Annotated in this window: 20 protein-coding genes; 10 read left to right on the top strand and 10 right to left on the bottom strand. The window is 72.7% G+C overall.

The features are described from left to right. Position 1: 1 nt before the first annotated feature. A complete protein-coding gene (locus ACZ63J_RS37935; RefSeq protein ID WP_465407288.1) occupies positions 2-865 on the bottom strand; it encodes an RNA polymerase sigma-70 factor in 864 nt (287 codons plus the stop codon). A 316-nt stretch (positions 866-1,181) separates the two neighbouring features. Between ACZ63J_RS37935 and ACZ63J_RS37930 the strand changes: the two genes are divergently transcribed. The 5 genes from ACZ63J_RS37930 to ACZ63J_RS37910 are packed head-to-tail and all read left to right on the top strand — an operon-like array spanning position 1,182 to position 4,006. After that, positions 1,182-1,802 carry a sigma-70 family RNA polymerase sigma factor family protein gene (locus tag ACZ63J_RS37930; RefSeq protein WP_465407290.1) on the top strand — a complete coding sequence of 207 codons (621 nt, stop codon included), beginning with the start codon at positions 1,182-1,184 and terminating at the stop codon, positions 1,800-1,802. Positions 1,803-1,857: 55 nt separating this feature from the next. Continuing rightward, positions 1,858-2,610 carry an SDR family oxidoreductase gene (locus ACZ63J_RS37925; protein ID WP_465407292.1) on the top strand — a complete coding sequence of 251 codons (753 nt, stop codon included), beginning with the start codon at positions 1,858-1,860 and terminating at the stop codon, positions 2,608-2,610. 22 nt (positions 2,611-2,632) lie between these two features. After that, a complete protein-coding gene (locus ACZ63J_RS37920) occupies positions 2,633-3,031 on the top strand; it encodes an OsmC family protein (RefSeq protein ID WP_465407294.1) in 399 nt (132 codons plus the stop codon). Positions 3,032-3,052: 21 nt separating this feature from the next. Further along, entirely contained in the window at positions 3,053-3,442 is a 390-nt protein-coding gene (locus tag ACZ63J_RS37915; RefSeq protein WP_465439832.1) for a nuclear transport factor 2 family protein, read from the top strand. A 6-nt stretch (positions 3,443-3,448) separates the two neighbouring features. Further along, positions 3,449-4,006: a PadR family transcriptional regulator gene (locus ACZ63J_RS37910; RefSeq protein ID WP_465407366.1), complete on the top strand. Its 558-nt coding sequence runs from the start codon at positions 3,449-3,451 to the stop codon at positions 4,004-4,006. 3 nt (positions 4,007-4,009) lie between these two features. Here the strand turns inward: ACZ63J_RS37910 and ACZ63J_RS37905 are convergent, their stop codons facing one another. Genes ACZ63J_RS37905 through ACZ63J_RS37885 form a run of 5 tightly spaced genes read right to left on the bottom strand, consistent with a single transcriptional unit; the run spans position 4,010 to position 7,628 of the window. Then, on the bottom strand, positions 4,010-4,654 hold the full coding sequence (locus ACZ63J_RS37905) for a response regulator (RefSeq protein ID WP_465337165.1): 645 nt from the start codon (positions 4,652-4,654) through the stop codon (positions 4,010-4,012). Beyond that, complete coding sequence (locus ACZ63J_RS37900; protein WP_465407298.1) at positions 4,651-5,775, bottom strand: sensor histidine kinase; 1,125 nt, start codon at positions 5,773-5,775, stop codon at positions 4,651-4,653. Before ACZ63J_RS37900 ends, ACZ63J_RS37905 begins: the two co-directional genes overlap by 4 nt. Before the next feature lie 25 nt (positions 5,776-5,800). Then, complete coding sequence (locus ACZ63J_RS37895; protein ID WP_465407300.1) at positions 5,801-6,484, bottom strand: hypothetical protein; 684 nt, start codon at positions 6,482-6,484, stop codon at positions 5,801-5,803. Then, positions 6,481-7,383, bottom strand: coding sequence for an ABC transporter ATP-binding protein (locus ACZ63J_RS37890; protein ID WP_465407302.1), 903 nt, complete (start codon positions 7,381-7,383; stop codon positions 6,481-6,483). The genes ACZ63J_RS37895 and ACZ63J_RS37890 overlap by 4 nt, the downstream gene beginning before the upstream one ends. Then, on the bottom strand, positions 7,380-7,628 hold the full coding sequence (locus tag ACZ63J_RS37885; RefSeq protein ID WP_465407304.1) for a PLD nuclease N-terminal domain-containing protein: 249 nt from the start codon (positions 7,626-7,628) through the stop codon (positions 7,380-7,382). The genes ACZ63J_RS37890 and ACZ63J_RS37885 overlap by 4 nt, the downstream gene beginning before the upstream one ends. A 189-nt stretch (positions 7,629-7,817) precedes the next feature. Here ACZ63J_RS37885 and ACZ63J_RS37880 point away from each other — a divergent pair, with 189 nt between their 5' ends. Further along, on the top strand, positions 7,818-8,771 hold the full coding sequence (locus ACZ63J_RS37880; RefSeq protein ID WP_465407306.1) for a hypothetical protein: 954 nt from the start codon (positions 7,818-7,820) through the stop codon (positions 8,769-8,771). Here the strand turns inward: ACZ63J_RS37880 and ACZ63J_RS37875 are convergent. Beyond that, positions 8,735-8,890, bottom strand: a complete 156-nt coding sequence (locus ACZ63J_RS37875; RefSeq protein ID WP_465305808.1) for a hypothetical protein — start codon at positions 8,888-8,890, stop codon at positions 8,735-8,737. The two genes, ACZ63J_RS37880 and ACZ63J_RS37875, sit on opposite strands and share 37 nt — an antisense overlap. A gap of 110 nt (positions 8,891-9,000) precedes the next feature. Between ACZ63J_RS37875 and ACZ63J_RS37870 the strand changes: the two genes are divergently transcribed. Both ACZ63J_RS37870 and ACZ63J_RS37865 read left to right on the top strand, forming a co-directional pair. Beyond that, the gene (locus ACZ63J_RS37870; RefSeq protein ID WP_465407308.1) at positions 9,001-10,197 is read left to right on the top strand and encodes a hypothetical protein; all 1,197 of its coding nucleotides are present in this window, start codon (positions 9,001-9,003) and stop codon (positions 10,195-10,197) included. Between the two features lie 445 nt (positions 10,198-10,642). Then, positions 10,643-10,810: a hypothetical protein gene (locus ACZ63J_RS37865; protein WP_465439830.1), complete on the top strand. Its 168-nt coding sequence runs from the start codon at positions 10,643-10,645 to the stop codon at positions 10,808-10,810. A 49-nt stretch (positions 10,811-10,859) separates the two neighbouring features. Here ACZ63J_RS37865 and ACZ63J_RS37860 read toward each other — a convergent pair whose 3' ends face one another. Then, on the bottom strand, positions 10,860-11,456 hold the full coding sequence (locus tag ACZ63J_RS37860; RefSeq protein ID WP_465407312.1) for a PadR family transcriptional regulator: 597 nt from the start codon (positions 11,454-11,456) through the stop codon (positions 10,860-10,862). A 52-nt stretch (positions 11,457-11,508) separates the two neighbouring features. On the opposite strand from ACZ63J_RS37860, the gene ACZ63J_RS37855 reads away from it, so the two are divergent. Together ACZ63J_RS37855 and ACZ63J_RS37850 are read left to right on the top strand one after the other, a co-directional pair. Further along, entirely contained in the window at positions 11,509-12,159 is a 651-nt protein-coding gene (locus ACZ63J_RS37855; protein WP_465407314.1) for a VC0807 family protein, read from the top strand. Between the two features lie 57 nt (positions 12,160-12,216). Continuing rightward, positions 12,217-13,008 (top strand): IclR family transcriptional regulator, encoded by a 792-nt coding sequence (locus tag ACZ63J_RS37850; protein WP_465407316.1) that lies wholly within the window; start codon positions 12,217-12,219, stop codon positions 13,006-13,008. Here ACZ63J_RS37850 and ACZ63J_RS37845 read toward each other — a convergent pair. Further along, positions 12,975-13,982, bottom strand: a complete 1,008-nt coding sequence (locus tag ACZ63J_RS37845) for a hypothetical protein (protein WP_465407318.1) — start codon at positions 13,980-13,982, stop codon at positions 12,975-12,977. The genes ACZ63J_RS37850 and ACZ63J_RS37845 overlap by 34 nt on opposite strands. After that, positions 13,983-15,344: an MFS transporter gene (locus ACZ63J_RS37840; protein ID WP_465407320.1), complete on the bottom strand. Its 1,362-nt coding sequence runs from the start codon at positions 15,342-15,344 to the stop codon at positions 13,983-13,985. Positions 15,345-15,467 lie beyond the last annotated feature (123 nt).

Genomic DNA, 15,467 nt, shown 5'->3' with positions numbered 1-15,467 from the left:
GTTATACGGCCGCGGTGAGCTTGCCGGGGTTCATCATCCAGAGGACCTGGTCGATGCCTTCGGCGGACGCGGTGATCGTGACCACGGCGAAGACCTCGCTGTCGCGGGTGAGGCGCATCGCGTGCGCGCCGTTCACCTGGGTGGGGGTCACCTCCACGCCGGTCCAGAAGCGGTCGGCGAACGCGCGGACGTACTTCGCGACGGTGGTCGCGCCGCGGACCGGGATGCGCGACGCGCGGGCGACGCCGCCGCCGTCGGAGTAGCTGACCACGTCGGCGGCGAACAACCGTTCCAGGGCGGGCAGGTCGCCGGCCTGGGCCGCGGCGACGAACGCGGTCAGCAGCCGCCGCTGTTCGGGCGGCGCGGCCGGCGCGCGCCGTTCCGCCGCGAGGTGCTTGCGCGCGCGGCTGACCAGCTGGCGCGCCGCGACCTCGGTCGTCTGCACGATCTCGGCGATTTGGCGGTACGGGTAGTCGAACGCCTCGCGCAGGACGTAGGCGGCGCGCTCGGTCGGGGTCAGCTTTTCCAGCAGGAGCAGCACGGCGAGCTCGAGCGCGGCGCCCCGTTCGGCGCCGAGCTGGGGATCGGCAGAGGTGTCGACGGGCTCCGGCAGCCACGGGCCGATGTAGGTTTCGTGCCGCGCGTAAGCGGTCCTGGTCGCGTTGATCGCCAGCCGGGTGGCCGTCGTCGCGAGGTAGGCGCCGGGGTTGGTCACGACGGACCGGTCGCACAGCTGCCAGCGCACCCACACCTCCTGCAGGAGGTCCTCCGCGTCGGCGGCGCTGCCCAGCATCCGGTAGGCGATCCCGAACAGCCGCGGCCGCACCCCGGCGAAGACGGCGGCCGCGTCGTCGAGGTCCTCCATGCGCGCGGATTCCTTCCGGGGGGCGGGTTTTCGGATGGGGTGACCGGACGGCAGCGTACTCGCCACCGTCCGGTTCCCGGGGCAGACGAGCCCGTGATCAGCCGTTGGGGCGAACCCCGCGCGGCGCCGGCATCGGCTGGCCGGGCACGTAAACCATCATCACGGCCAACGCGGATTCCGTGTCGGGCAAGTCGTTTCCTCCCTGAAGGTCGGCTCGACTACTCGGACAAGACGTGTCGCGCGGCTGTGACACGACCTGCGTCACACCTGGGCGGGCTGCCTTGTCGAAAGGGCGACCCCGAAAGGAGCGCCGCGCATGGCCGATCCCCCGCTGGCCGAGCTGCTCGCCGAACGCGGTCACCTGCTCGCCGTGGCGGACTGGCTGACCGGGCCGGGCGCCGGCCGGGTCGTCGACGAGGCGTACCGCGCGTGGTACGCGCTCACCGGGCCGGAACGCGCCGCCGTCGGTTCGCCGGGTGCCTGGCTGACCCGGGCCACCGGACGCCGCTGCGTTCACTGGCTCGCCGCTCCCCCACGCCTCAAGCCTCCGGAGTCCCGGCCGCCGTCCGACGAGTTCGCGAGCCGGGTGCGCGCCGCCTGCGAACACGGATCGGTGACGGCGCTGGGTGTGCTGCTGGCGGACGGTGTCACCGCCTGGTTCGACGGCGGCGGGAAGGTGCGCACGGCGGACCGGCTGGTGCGGGGGCGCGCCGCCGTCACCGCCGCGGTCCTGGCGCTGCTCGCGCCCGCACCCGGCACGCGGGTGCGCGAACAAGCGGTCAACGGCGGCACGGGCTTGGTGGTGCAGGTGGCCGGCGAAGTCGGCGCGATCGTCCTGTGGCGGGCCCCCGACCGGGTGATCACCGAGCTGTGGGTGGTGCTCAACCCGGTGAAGGTGCGGAACTTCGTCACGAACGCGGACGCGGCCTTGTCGTAGTGGGTGCGCAGCCGTCCCGGACCCACCGGGAGCGCGCCGAGCGGAGGGAACGGACATGAAGGTCGTCGTCATCGGCGGAACCGGTCTGATCGGCAGGAACCTGGTCGCACGGCTGGCCGAGCACGGCCACGAGGCGGTGCCCGCCGCCCCCAGCACCGGGGTGAACACCCTGACCGGCGAAGGGCTGAAGGAGGTGCTGCAGGGCGCGGACGTCGTCGTCGACGTGTCGAACTCGCCGTCGTTCGCCGACGACGACGTCATGGCCTTCTTCCGCACGTCGACCGGGAACCTCACCGAAGCCGCGCGGGAAGCGGGCGTCGGGCACTACGTCGCGCTGTCGGTGGTGGGCACCGACCGCCAGCCGGACGTCGGGTACTTCCGCGCGAAGGTCGCGCAGGAAGAGCTGATCACGGAGTCGGGCCTGCCGTTCTCGATCGTGCGCGCCACCCAGTTCTTCGAGTTCGCCGGCGGGATCGCCGACGGTTCGACGACCGACGGCAAGGTGCACCTGCCGGGCGCCGGGGTGCAGCCGATGGCGGCCGCCGACGTCGCCGCGGCCGTGGGCCGGGCCGTCGCCGGGAGCCCGGTCGGCGGGGTCACCGAGGTCGCGGGCCCCGAGGTGCTCGGCCTCGACGAGTGGGTGCGCCGGGTGCTGTCGGCCCGCTCCGACGCACGGGAGGTCGTCACCGACCCGGCGGCGCCGTACTTCGGCGCGGTCCCGGGACCGGAGGACCTGCTGCCCGGCCCGGACGCGCGCCTCGCGGAGACCACGCTCGCCGAGTGGCTGGCCCACGATTCCCGGGCCTGACCCCGCCCTATACACCACCACCGTGACGGTGGCCGGCGGTCCGCTCGCGCACGGCCGGGTGTCCGGTTCTGCGCGTTCCGCGGACGCGGGGCTGTGCGTCGAGCTGCGGCTTCCGCCCGCCCTCGGCGGCGCCGGCGACGGCACGAACCCGGAGCAGCTGTTCGCGGCCGGGTACGCCGCCTCGCTGCACGGCACGGTGAGCGTGCTCGCGCGCGAGGCCGGCGTCGACCCGGCCGCCGTGACCGTCGCGGTGACGGTGGCCGTCGGCCCTGACCCGGCCGGCGGCCACCGGCTGCGCGCCGGTGTGGTGGTCACCGGCGTGGCGCCGCACCTGGTCGAGCGGGCGAAGACCCGCTGTCCCTACACCAGGCTGGTGGCCGGCGGGGACCAGCCGTATGCTCCGGGGAGACTACTAAATTAGTTGACTATGCGAGGTGTGGGTATGAGCAGCTTCCGCAAGGCCGTCGAGGCCCGTGATCCCGACGCCATGGCCGCGGCGCTGGCGGACAACGTGGTGTTCCGGAGCCCGGTGGCGTTCCGGCCGTACCCGGGGAAGGCGATCACCGCCGCGATCCTGCGGGGCGTGCTGCGGGTGTTCGAAGACTTCCGTTACGTGCGCGAGCTGACCGGCGGTGACGGCCGTGACCACGCGCTCGTCTTCGAGGCCCGGATCGGTGACGCGCGGGTCGAGGGCTGCGACTTCCTGCACCTGGACGACAACGGCCTGATCGACGAGTTCACGGTGATGGTCCGCCCGCTCTCGGCCGCCCAGGCGCTGTCGGAGGCGATGGCCGCGCAGTTCGACCAGATCCAGCGCGAAGCACTCAACTAGGTGAGTATGGCACTCCGGCACGCGCTGATGGCGGCGCTGCTCGAGGGCGAGGCGTCGGGCTACGACCTGGCGAAGGGCTTCGACGCCTCGGTGGCGAACTTCTGGGCCGCGACCCCGCAGCAGCTCTACCGCGAGCTCGACCGCATGGCGTCCGACGGCCTGGTGCACGCCCGCCTCGTCCACCAGGAGCGGCGGCCGGACAAACGGCTGTTCGCCCTGACCGAGGCGGGCCACCACGCCCTGCACGAGTTCACCTCGCGACCGCCCCGGCCCGGCGTGATCCGCGACGAGCTGATGGTGCAGGTCCAGGCGCTCGACGCGGGTGACGAGCCGGCGGTCCGGCGCGCCCTCGAGGAGCGGATGACCCGCGCGAAGGACAAGATCGCCCGCTACGAGCGCCTGCGCGCCCGGCTCCTGGACGGCCGTTTCGAGGAGGACTACCTCGCCGAGGCCGAGCGGATCGGGCCGTACCTGACGTTGATGCGCGGGCTGTCGTTCGAGCGGGAGAACCTGCGGTGGTGCGAGCAGTCGGCGAAGATCCTGGACCGCCGCGCGGCGCGGTAGGCCTCAGCTCAGCCCGGCGTCGTGGACGGCGATCGCCACCTGGGTCCGGTTCGCCGCCTCCAGCTTCGCCATGATGTGTCCGATGTGGACCTTAACCGTCGACTCGCTCACCACCAGGGCTCTGGCGATCTCCGCGTTGCTCAGCCCGCGTCCGATGTGGACGGCCACGTCGTGCTCGCGCGGGGTCAGCACCGCCAGCCTCGCTTGGGCCCGGGAGGTCCCGCCCCCGGAGGCGAAGTCCGTCAGCAGCCGCTTCGTGATCTTCGGGGACAGCATCGCCTCGCCACGCGCCGCGACCCGGACCGCCGTGACCAGCTCGCGGGGCGGGGTGTCCTTGAGCAGGAACCCCGCCGCGCCGTGCCGCAGCGCCGCGTAGACGTACTCGTCGACGTCGAACGTCGTCAGGACCACCACCGCCGGGGCCGCCGGGTGCCCGGCCAGGCGGCGGACCACCTCGATGCCGTCGACCTTCGGCATCTGGACGTCGGTGAGCACGACGTCCGGCCGGTAGCGGTCGGTCAGCTCCACCGCCCTCGAGCCGTCGGTGTCCTCGGCGACGACCTCGACGTCGTCGGCCGACTCCAGGATCATCCGGATGCCGCTGCGGACCAGCTCCTCGTCCTCCAGCAGCACGACCTTGACCGTCACTCCGCCTCCTCGCCCACCGGGAACCCGGCCGCCACCCGGAACCGGCCGTCGCCGGTCGGGCCGGTCCGCAGCTCGCCGCCCGCCAGCTCCACCCGTTCGCGCATCCCCACCAGCCCGTAGCCCGACCCCGGGACGGCACTGCCGTGCGGGGTCAGCCGGTTGGTGACCTCCACCGCCAGCCGGTCGCCGGTGACGGCCAGCCGGACGTCGACGGCCGCGTGCGGCGCGTGTTTGCCCGCGTTGGTCAGGGACTCCTGCACCACCCGGTAGACGGCCCGGCCGACCTGGTCCGGCACCACCGGCAGCGGGTCCGGCAGCGCCAGCTCGACCCGGGCCCCGGTCGCGGTGACCTCGTCCACCAGGTCCTCCAGCGAGGCCAGCACCCCCGGGTTCGCCTCGCCGGCGGGAGCGTCGTCGCGCAGCACCCGCAGGATGCCCCGCAGCTCGTCCAGCGCGGTCGCGCTGGTGGCGCGGATCGTCTCGGCGGCCTGCTCGGTCTTCTCGTCCGGCGCCCGCAGCGAAAGCGCGCCCGCCTGCAGCGCGACGGCCGTGACGCGGTGGGCGACGACGTCGTGCATCTCCCGCGCGATCCGCCGCCGTTCGGCGAACACGGCCTGGTCGGCCAGCAGCGTCCGGGTGCGCTCGGCCTCGTCGGCCCGCTCGCGCAGCACGGCCAGCAGCGCGGCGCGCTGGTGCATCCACAGCCCGGCCAGCACCGGCCCGAGCACGAACATGACCAGCGCGAGCGCGAACGTCGTGAGGTTCACCGCCTCGGTGAAGACCCGGAAGAGCTTCCCGGCGACCGCGGCGGCCACGACGGCGACACCGGTCCGCACCCCGACGCCGTGCCGGGCGGCGACCGAATACACGGCCACCGTCATCGGCAGCAGCGTCACCCCGGCCGGCAGGCAGGCGACCGCGACGACCAGCACCACGAACGGGTACCGGCGGCGGGCCAGCAAGGCGAGGCCGGAGACGACCACCGCGGGCACGTACAGCGCCGGGTGCGGGTCGCGCGGGTCGCCGCCGGTCAGGCTCACCACGATCACGGCCGCGGCCACCGCGACGTCGAGCGCGAGCAGGACGACCCGGCCGTCCCACCAGCTCAGCCACCGCTTCATCGCGACCAGGGTAGAGCGCGCCCGCTCAGCCGGCACGACGTGCCAGGGTGAACGCCGTCGCGCCCAATGCTAAGACGACCAGCGCCGCGTACACCGCGGTCCCGGTGGCCGCGGCCAGCGCCGTGCCGCTGAACGGCAGCGCGGTCACCGGCACGCGGGCCAGCGCCGCCAACGTCGTCTCCGCGACGAACGCCCACACCGCGAACAGGCCGACGGCGAGCCCGGTGTGCCGCAGCAGCCCGCCGAGCGCCACGCCGGCGAGTCCGGAAAGGACAGTCAGCGCCAGCACCGCGCCGGCCGCCCTGCCCGCCGCCCCCGCGTCGGCGGGCAGGGCTCCCCCGCCGGTCAGCACCCCGGCCGCGGTCAGCACGACCATCAGCAGGCCGGCGAGCAGCCCGAGCCCGGCGGTGACCAGGGCCCGCGCGGTGACGATCCGCGCCGGCGAGCGCAGCACCAGCCGGGTCGTCGCGAGCGTGCCGTGCTGGTGGTCGAGCCCGAACGCGGCGACGCCGACCGCCGCGACCAGCAGCGCGCCCAGCCGGTCGACGAGCCCGAACGCCGAGGTGAACGCGTCGAGGTCCCCGAGGTCGCGCTTGAGCCCCCAGTACAGGCCGGACGCGAACTGCAGCACCCCGGCGCCGACCAGCAGCAGCCACGTCGAGCGCAGCGACCGGACCCGGACCCATTCGTAGGCCAGCGCGTTCTTCACGACGCCTCCCCCCGGTGTTCGACGGCGGCGGAGGTGGCGGCGAGGAAGGCGTCCTCCAGCCCGCTCTGCCGCACGAACAGCTCCCGCACATCAACGCCTTCCCGGCCGGCGATCGCCGCCACGCGGCCGGTGTCGGCGGTCTCGACGACGAGCTCGGCGGCTTCCTGCCGGACGCGCAGCCCCTCGCGGGCCAGGGCGACCAGCAGCACGCTCGGCCGGTCGGCGCGGACGACGACGTCGGCGCGGGCGTGCCGGCGGACGAACTCGGGCAGGGGCCCGGCCGAGACGAGCCGGCCGGCGCCGATGACGATGAGGTCTTCGGCCAGCAGCGACATCTCGGCGAGCAGGTGTGACGACGCGAGGATCGTGCGTCCCTCCCCCGCGAGCCGGCGCAGCAGGTCGCGGATCCAGCGCACGCCCTCGGGGTCGAGCCCGGTGGCCGGCTCGTCGAGGATCAGGTACTCGGGGTCGCCGAGCAGCGCCGTGGCGAGGCCGAGCCGCTGCTTCATGCCGAGGCTGAACCGGCCCGCGGGGCGGCGGGCCACGGACTCCAGGCCGACGGTCGTGAGGACCTCGCGCACGCGCCGGGCCGGCAGGCCGCCGCCCGCGGCGACCATCCGCAGGTGCGCGGCGGCCGTCCGCGCCGGGTGCACCGCCGCGGCGTCGGTGAGCACGCCGACTGTCCGCAGTGGACCGGGCACCCGTGCGTAGGGGCGGCCGCCGAAGGTGGTGTGCCCGCCGCCGCGGGTCAGGCCGAGCATCAGCCGGATGGTCGTCGACTTGCCGGCGCCGTTCGGCCCGAGAAAACCGGTCACCACGCCGGGCCGCACGGTGAACGACAGGTCGTCGACACCGCCGCCGCCGCGGTAGGTCTTGGTGAGCCCTTCCGCGACGATCATCGGCGCACCGGGACGTAGGCGTCACGCCGGCCGACCACGAACCACAGCACGCTGCCCAGGAACGGCGCGCAGAAGGCGAAGATCACCCAGACGAGCTTCATGCCGCCGGTCAGCCGGGAGCCGAGGATGCTGACGAGCGCGGCCAGGAACAGCACGACGAAGGCCAGCACGACGGCGCCGGTCAGGCCGAGCACGAGCCACGACCAGGTCTCCTCGTGGCCTTGGATCAGGGCGGCCGGGTGCATGGGTCTCCTCCGGGGCTGCGGCCCGCCGGGTGCGGGCTCCTGACACCACGATCGCGGGTTCCGCGGGCGCGCACATCGGATCTTCGGCGACGCCGGGATAGGCGGAAAGTACTAGGCCGCCCGCCGCCGTTGTACGGCTCTTGTACGGCGGCCGCCCACGATCCCTCCCGACATCCCGATGGAGGAAACGTGAAAACCACACTCAAGGCGGCGGTGGCCACGGTCGGCCTGGCCGTCGCGGCCACCGGGCTGGCCGCCGCGCCCGCGGCGCAGGCCGCCTCGACCTACCCCGTCACGACCACAGTGGACGGTCGCACCGTCAAGGACCCGGACGTCGCGGTGGGCGCGCAGCGCATCGCGAACATGTACCAGTCCGGCACTTCGGTCACCCTCGCCTGCCAGGACAGCGGCCCGGCCTACGGCGGCAGCAGCATCTGGGACCTGACCACCGACGGCCTGTGGATCCCGGACGCCTACGTCAAGACCGGCTCGACGTCGATGGTCGCGCCGCAGTGCACCACGCCGCACGCGTACCCGGCGAAGGCGGACCTCAACGGCCGCGCGAAGAAGGGCGACGCGGCGGACGCGGCCGGCAGCGTGGCCAACAAGTACCTGACCGGCGCCTCGGTGCCGGTGGTCTGCCAGGCCACCGCGAAGGACGAGATCTGGGACTTCACCGCGGACAACCTGTGGGTGCCGGACGAGTTCGTCAAGACCGGGACCGAGGGCTTCGTGAGCGGCGTCCCGCACTGCGACACCGACGGCCTCAAGCCGGGCGGCTCGGCCAACCCCGCGGACCCGCGCGCCGACAGCGCGATCGCGTTCGCCAAGGCCCGCCTCGGCCACACCGACTGGAACAACCAGTGCGAGCTGTTCGTGGAACGCGCCTTCGGCACCAGCGGCCGGTTCGCCAGCGCCACCACGCACTACCAGTGGCAGAAGAACAACGGCCGCATCCACACCGGTTCGGTCGCGCCCGCCGGCGCCGCGGTGTTCTTCACCAGCACCACCAGCAACGGGCACATCATGCTCGCGCTCGGCGGCGGCGTGGCGATCAGCACCGGCCCGTCGGTGTACCAGACCAGCACCTACGCGCAGCGCTCCGACTACCTGGGCTGGGCGTACGTCCCGTCCGGCTGGTGAGCGCGGTCGTCCCCGTCGAGGTCGACCTGCCACCCGGCGAGCACCAGGGTGCGGCAGGCGCGCTCGAGGCACACCCGGTGCTCGTCACCCGGCGGCCCGGGCTCGGCGTCGTCGGCCATCAGCGTCTCCTTCCCGACGGATGTGATCACAGCACACCGCCCGCACCACACAGGTCTCAATGTGAGACGACGTGGAACGCTCTCACCACATCGGACTATTTGGGGGTCTCATGACATCGCGCCACCGATGGGCCCAGGCGGCACTCGCCGCCGGGGTGCTCGCGGGCCTGCTCGCCGCTCCGGCGGCCGCCCAGGCCGCGGCCGGACCGGCGACCCTGCCGGCCACGCAGTACACGCTGAACGCGAACTACCACCAGTTCGACGCCGTGAACTCGGCGCTCGTCTCGACGCTCGGCACCGCCGCAGTCCACACCGTGATGGACAACGCGAACCACGACCGCACGGCCCTGCCGTCGTCGTTCTCGGTCGCCGGGCTCTCGACCGGGTTCCGGTTCGACTCGGGCGACAACTCCGACTGCGCGAACTACCCGCAGGGCATCACGACCAGCCGGGACGCGGTCGGCACCGCGAACAGCGGCAACTACGACGGGCACCAGCTCGTGCTGGTCAGCTGGTACACCAAGGACGGCTGCGACGGCGGTCAGGCCCGCAGCCGGATCACCCTGGCCGACTGGGACGCCACCTACCCGAACAAGTACCGCAAGGTGCTGCTGGTCGAGCCGACCGGCACGGCGGCGGCGCCGGACTTCAAGGACATCCCGATCCACGCCGGCGGGGTGTCCTGGTACGGCGACTACCTCTACGTCGCCGACACCGGACGCGGCATGCGCGTGTTCGACATGCGCAAGATCCTCAAGACGGACTCCGGCGGCACGGCCGACCAGATCGGGCACGCGACCGGCAGCACGTACTACGCGCACAACTACGCCTACGTCCTGCCGCAGGTCGGCACGGTCACGTCGGCGACGACGTCGGGCACGAACCTCGCGTGGTCGTCGATCTCGCTCGACCGGGTGAGCAAGTCGATCGTCATGACGGAGTACACCTGCCCGTCCGGCTGCACCGACTACCCGAACCGCGCGCCGCGGGCGATCCGCTACCCGTTCGCCTCGTCCGGGACCTTCGCCGCCACGACGACGGCGAGCCAGGCGTTGCAGCTGCCCTGGTACAAGCTCAACGGCGTGGCGTCGCACAACGGGCGCTGGTGGTTCAACTCGTCCGGCCAGAAGCAGCTGTACTACTGGACGCCGTCGGCCGGCTCGTCGACGTTCCCGTGGGTCAGCAGCGGCGAAAGCCTCTCCTACTGGGAGGACGACACCAGCGCCGACCTGCTGTGGTCGCTGCAGGAGGGCGCGGGCAACCGCAACGTCTTCGCGGTGACCCAGGCCACCTACGGCGGCGGCTGAGCCACCGGCCGGTAGCCTGACCACATCGGACGAACCGGACAGCACCCAGCACCGAGGCGGGCACCGCGTGCCCGCCTCGGTCTGCTGCTCGCCGTCCTCCTGCTCTTCGGCGGCGCCGCACCCGCGCTCAGCGCGGGGACATCCGCGCCCGACAGCCGGGCGGCGATCACCGCCCCGCCCACGCACGACCTCATCTCCGGCCGGGGTGCGCCTTTGCGCGTCTCGGCCGTGCCCACGCCGGTCCCGTGGGCCGTCCTCCCGGCCGCCCCGGGCTTCGGCCCGGCTTCCCCGGTCTTCCGCGTCGACACGGCCGATCTCCACCTTCCGGCCGACGCGATCCCGACGTCGCACCCGGCCCGGGCACCGCCGTCCTCAGTGAGCTGATCCCTTACCCGGCACCGCTTTCCGCGGTGTCGCGCTCACTACTGCCCGAAGGACGGGACCCATGTCCGTTGTCGTGTTGACCCTGCTGACCGCCGTCGTCGTGGTGGCCGTCGACCTGTTCGTGAAGATGCTCCGGGACGACGAGCCACTGCTCGGCGGGCTCGGCCTCTGCCTGCTGGTCGGCCCCGGCGCCGTGCTGACGTTCGCCCACGTCGGCCTGGCCGCCTAAGCCGGCGAGGAAGCCGTCGACGGGGCGGCGGCAGCGCGCCCGCCAGGGGTCATCGATCCGACGGGTCGACGCCGTAGCGCTCCCAGGTCAGCGCGCCGGCGGTGATGTCCGCGCAGACCGCGCGTGCCCAGTCCAGCTCCGTCGTGGTCAACCCGCGGGTGTACTCGTGCTCCAGCAGGTGCACCCGCGGGACTCCGTAGTCGACGGAGCTCGCGAGCACCGCCTCGGTCGCCGCGAGCCGCTGCTCCAGCGCGACGATCCGCCGCTCCAGCCGTTCACGCGCCTCCCGCGGGTCGAGCAGGTGCAGGAACGACACCACCGCGGGGAACAGCGGAAACTCCCGGGCCGGCGTCGCGAGGCTCTCCCGCAGCCCGTCCAGGAGCGCTCCGCGCCCAGCCTGCGTCACTTCGTAGACCGTGCGCTCGGGGCGTCGCGCGTCGCGCTCGACGGCGTGCACGCGGATCAGCTCGTCGCGGACCAGCCGGTCGAGCGCCGCGTGGAGACCGGACCGGGTGCGCACGTTGACCACCAGGTCGACACCGCGTTCCCGGATCAGCTGCTGCATCCGGTAGGCGTGCATCGGCCCTTCGGCCAGCAGGGCCAGGACGGCGATCACGACCGGGGAAAGTTGTCCACGCGACGGCATAGCGCGTACTGTACTAGTCTGTGACGGACTAATCATCTTGAGGGGGGATTCCATGACGAAGCCGGCCGGATTCCTGACGGGCCTGCTGGAGCTCGCCTTGTCCATCGGGGGCTACTACCTGCTGCGCGCCTTCGGCGTCGGCGTCTTCTGGGCGCTCGTCGGCCCGGCAACGGCGGTGGCCGTGGTGGCGGTGGCCGCCACCGTCCGGAGCCGGCGCGTCGATCTCCTCGGGCTCCTGGTCCTCACCGAGATCGCCGCGACGCTCACGTGCTCGCTGGTGACGCAGAGCCCGAGGATCGCGGCGCTGCGCGAAGTCGCCTACATCTTCGTCGCCGGCGCGTTCTGCCTCGCCACTCTGCTGCGCCGGAGACCGCTCACGCACGTCAGCACCTCGTCCGTCGCCTCCTTCGGCGACCCGCGGCGCGTGGCGGCGTTCGACCGGGCCTGGCGGGACATCCCCCGGTACCGCGCATGGCAACGGCTCCTGACCGCCTCGCTCGGGGTGATCATGGTCGGCGCGGCGGCAGTCCGGGCCGTCGTGCTCCTCTCCGCCCCGGACACCGGGATCGCCCATGCCGTCGACGTCTCGACCACGCTCGGCCTCGTCATGATCGCCGCGCTGGTCGGCACGAGCGCGATCCTCATCCAGCCACCACGCCGGATCATTGAAGGATTGCTCAAGGACACCCACGAAGTCCGGTAACCTGAAGTCCGTGTTCACGAAGTGAACAGTGATTCCAGACTTCCGGCGGAGGCCCCCGTGACCAAACCGACGCGGTCCCCGGACACGCGCGGGGACCAGGCGGACATCCAGGCGGTCAGCCGGGTCAGCCAGATCCTGTCGCTGTTCGACCCGGCGACCCCCGAGGTCACCGCGACCCAGGTCGCCGAACGGCTCGGCCTCAACCGCACCACGGCGTACCGCTACTGCACGTCCCTCGTCGCGGCCGGGCTCCTGGAGCGCAGCGCCGAAGGCGGTTACGTGCCCGGCGGCCTGCTGCTGCAGCTCGGCGCGTTCGCCATCGGGCACCGCCGGGTGGTCAACCTCGCGCCGCGGCACATGCAGGCGCTCTCGCGCGCGACGCAGACCAGCGTCGTGCTCAGCCTCTGGGGCCTCACCGGCCCGGTGGTCTCGCGGGTGGAGGAGAACGCCTCGACCATCGTCATCGTGTCCGTGCGGGTCGGCAGCCACCTGCCGCTGGACACCGCGCAGAGCAAGGTCTTCCTGGCCTACCACGCCGACCAGCTGTCGATGGAACGGCTGATCGGCAATCTCTCCGGCACGGCGCGCGACGAGCTGCGCGCGGACGTCGACCGGGTGCGCGCGGTCGGCCACTGCTCGGCGATGAGCACGCCCGGGATAGTGGCGGTGGCCGCGCCGGTCTTCGACGAGTACGGCATCTGCGCCACGCTGGCCATCGTCGGCCCGGACAACACCCTGTCGATGGCCGACGAGACGCCCGAGCTGCGCGTGGTTGTCAACACCGCGCGCGAGCTCACCGAGGAGCTGGGCGGCCACTACCGCCCGGACGACGTCCAGCGCGCGGTGTAGGGCAGCCAGGCCGGGTTCGGCGACGGCGGGACGTCCGCGTACTCGCGGGCTCCCGCCAGCGCGCTGCCGACGAAGTCGTCAGGGACTCCGGTGACCCCGTCGACCAGCTCCCGGAGCACGGCGGGACCGCCGATCCACAACGCCGTCACGACTTCGACGGCCCGGGCGCCCGAGGCGAGGAACCGCAGCACGTCGGCCGCGGTGCGCGCGCCGTTGGTGCCGATCACGGGCACGTCGAGCTGTCGGAAAGCCTTGCTCACCCAGTAAAGGCTCATCGGCAGGCATCCGGGTGAGCTCCACGCGCCCCACGAGCCCAGCACCGCGCCGCCGTCGAGGTCGGGCAGGAAACCCGGGTACCGGCCGACCAGCCCGACCGCGTCCGCACCGGCCGACCGGGCCGCGCGGGCCAGCGCGACGACGTCCGAGGCCTGGCCCGGCAGCTTCACGAACAACGGGACGTCGACCGCCGCCCGCACAGTCCGCACCGCGTCGCGGACACCGTCCACTTCGGTCAGCTGCCGCACCGCGCGTGCCTCACGGCCGTGCGGGGCACCGATGTTCAGCTCCACCGCCGGGACCACCGAAGCCAGCGCACGCCCGATCCGCGCGGCCGCGGCGGGGTCGCCGAGCGTGATGCTGCCGACCACCGGGCAGCCCCGCGCCGCGCCGTGGGCGACACCCGCGGCCAGGATCCCGAGCCAGTCGTCCAGGTCCACCTGCGCGAGCCCGGACCGGTTCAGCAGGCCGTCACCCAGGTACGCCCGGCCCGGTGGCCGCACCTGCCGGTCGCCGGAGACGAACGCGTAGTCCGCGATGTCCAGCTGACGGCGGGCCGCGGCGCTTTCGTTCACCGACTTCGCCACGACGGCACCGGCGCCCGCGTCGACGCAGGCGGCGATGCCGTCGAGGGTCATGGTCAGCTCGGACGAGCCGACCCACACCGGGTTGGCGGCGACCAGCCCACCGACATCCACTTAGGACAGTGCCGGGATCGTGCTGTCGTCGGCCATGTCGACGTCCTTGGTCTCCGGGCCGAGGAACCCGCCGAGGCTGATCAGCGCGCCGGCCAGGACGATCAGCACGGCCGGGGCGAGGTGCGCCGGCATGACCCCGTCGAAGCGCTGCAGGTAGAACTGGTAGAACGCGGGTGCGATGAGCGCGAGGCTGTATCCGACCCCGTACCCGGTCGACCGGATGCCCGCCGGGAACCGTTCGGTCAGGTAGGCCGCGATCGGACCGAACGTGCCGACGGTGAACACGCCGATCAGGACACCGAAGCCCAGCGCCGCGCCGAAACCGCCGTTCGACGCCATCAGCAGCGTGTAGGAGCCGGCGCCGATCACCAGCACCGCCAGGCCGTAGCCGATGTAGAACCGCCTCCGCCCGATGCGCTGGGAGAGCAGGCCGAACAGCGGGTAGGACAGCGCCGCCGCGGCGTTGATCACGAGCATCGTCAGCGTGACCTCCTTGCTCGACAGCTGCAGGTGCGCCTTCAGCTGCGCGGGGGTCACGGCGGCCTCCATGTTGGTCGCCAGCCACGTGCCGGTCATCAGCACGAACACCTGCGCCAGCGCCCGCGGGTACTTCACCAGCAGCCGGACGAACGGCATCTTGTGCTTCTCGCCGGTCAGCTCGACCGGCGTCTCGTGCACGTTCTTGAGGTAGTAGCGGAACAGCACGGCCGCCAGCGCCGCGCCGACGAAGAACGGGATCCGCCAGCCCCACTGGACGTACGCGCTGTGCAGCCCGGCCGAGGGCAGCAGCTGCAGCATCAGCAGCGTGATCGCGGCGATCACCGCGTACGCGGCGGGCGAGGTCGAGGTGATGATCGACGCGTAGAGCCCGCGCTTGTGCTTCGGGCTCCACTCCATCGCCAGCGGCACCGCGGTCGTGTACTCCCCGCCGAGGAAGATCCCGTCGACGAACCGCAGGGCGATGAGCAGGCCGACCGACCACATCCCGATCGTCTCGTGCCCGGGCAGGCACGCGGTGAGCAGCGTGATCGTGCCGAACCCGCCGACCGCGACCAGCGTCGTGCGCTTGCGCCCGACGGTGTCGGCGAAGTGGCCGAAGATCACCGCGCCGAGCGGGCGGCCGATCAGCGTCGAGGCGAAGACGAGTGATGCCAGCAGGGCCGTCGTGCTCGCGCTGAGGTTCGCCGCCTGGAAGTACGCCGTCGCCGGCGCCAGCACCACGATCGGCAGGTAGATGTCGAACTGGTCCACGAAGTAGGCGAGAGTGCCGCCGCCGACCGCGGCCCGCACCTTCGTGATGTCCGGGCCGTGCGGGGTGCCGGGACGAGCGGCCGTCTCTGCGGCGCTGGGCGGTGTGGACATCGGCGTCCTCCGTTTTCGAACCAGATGTTCACGAAGCGAACGTGAGTCACTCTAAATACCGCCAACCGTGAACACAAGAGCGGTCACAGGGTTGACAGCCGGTCTTATAGTGAACTTTGACTT

Source organism: Amycolatopsis sp. NPDC104863 (assembly GCF_055582965.1).
Note: the sequence above shows the minus strand (reverse complement) of the source record. Positions and strands in the feature narration are given on the sequence as shown.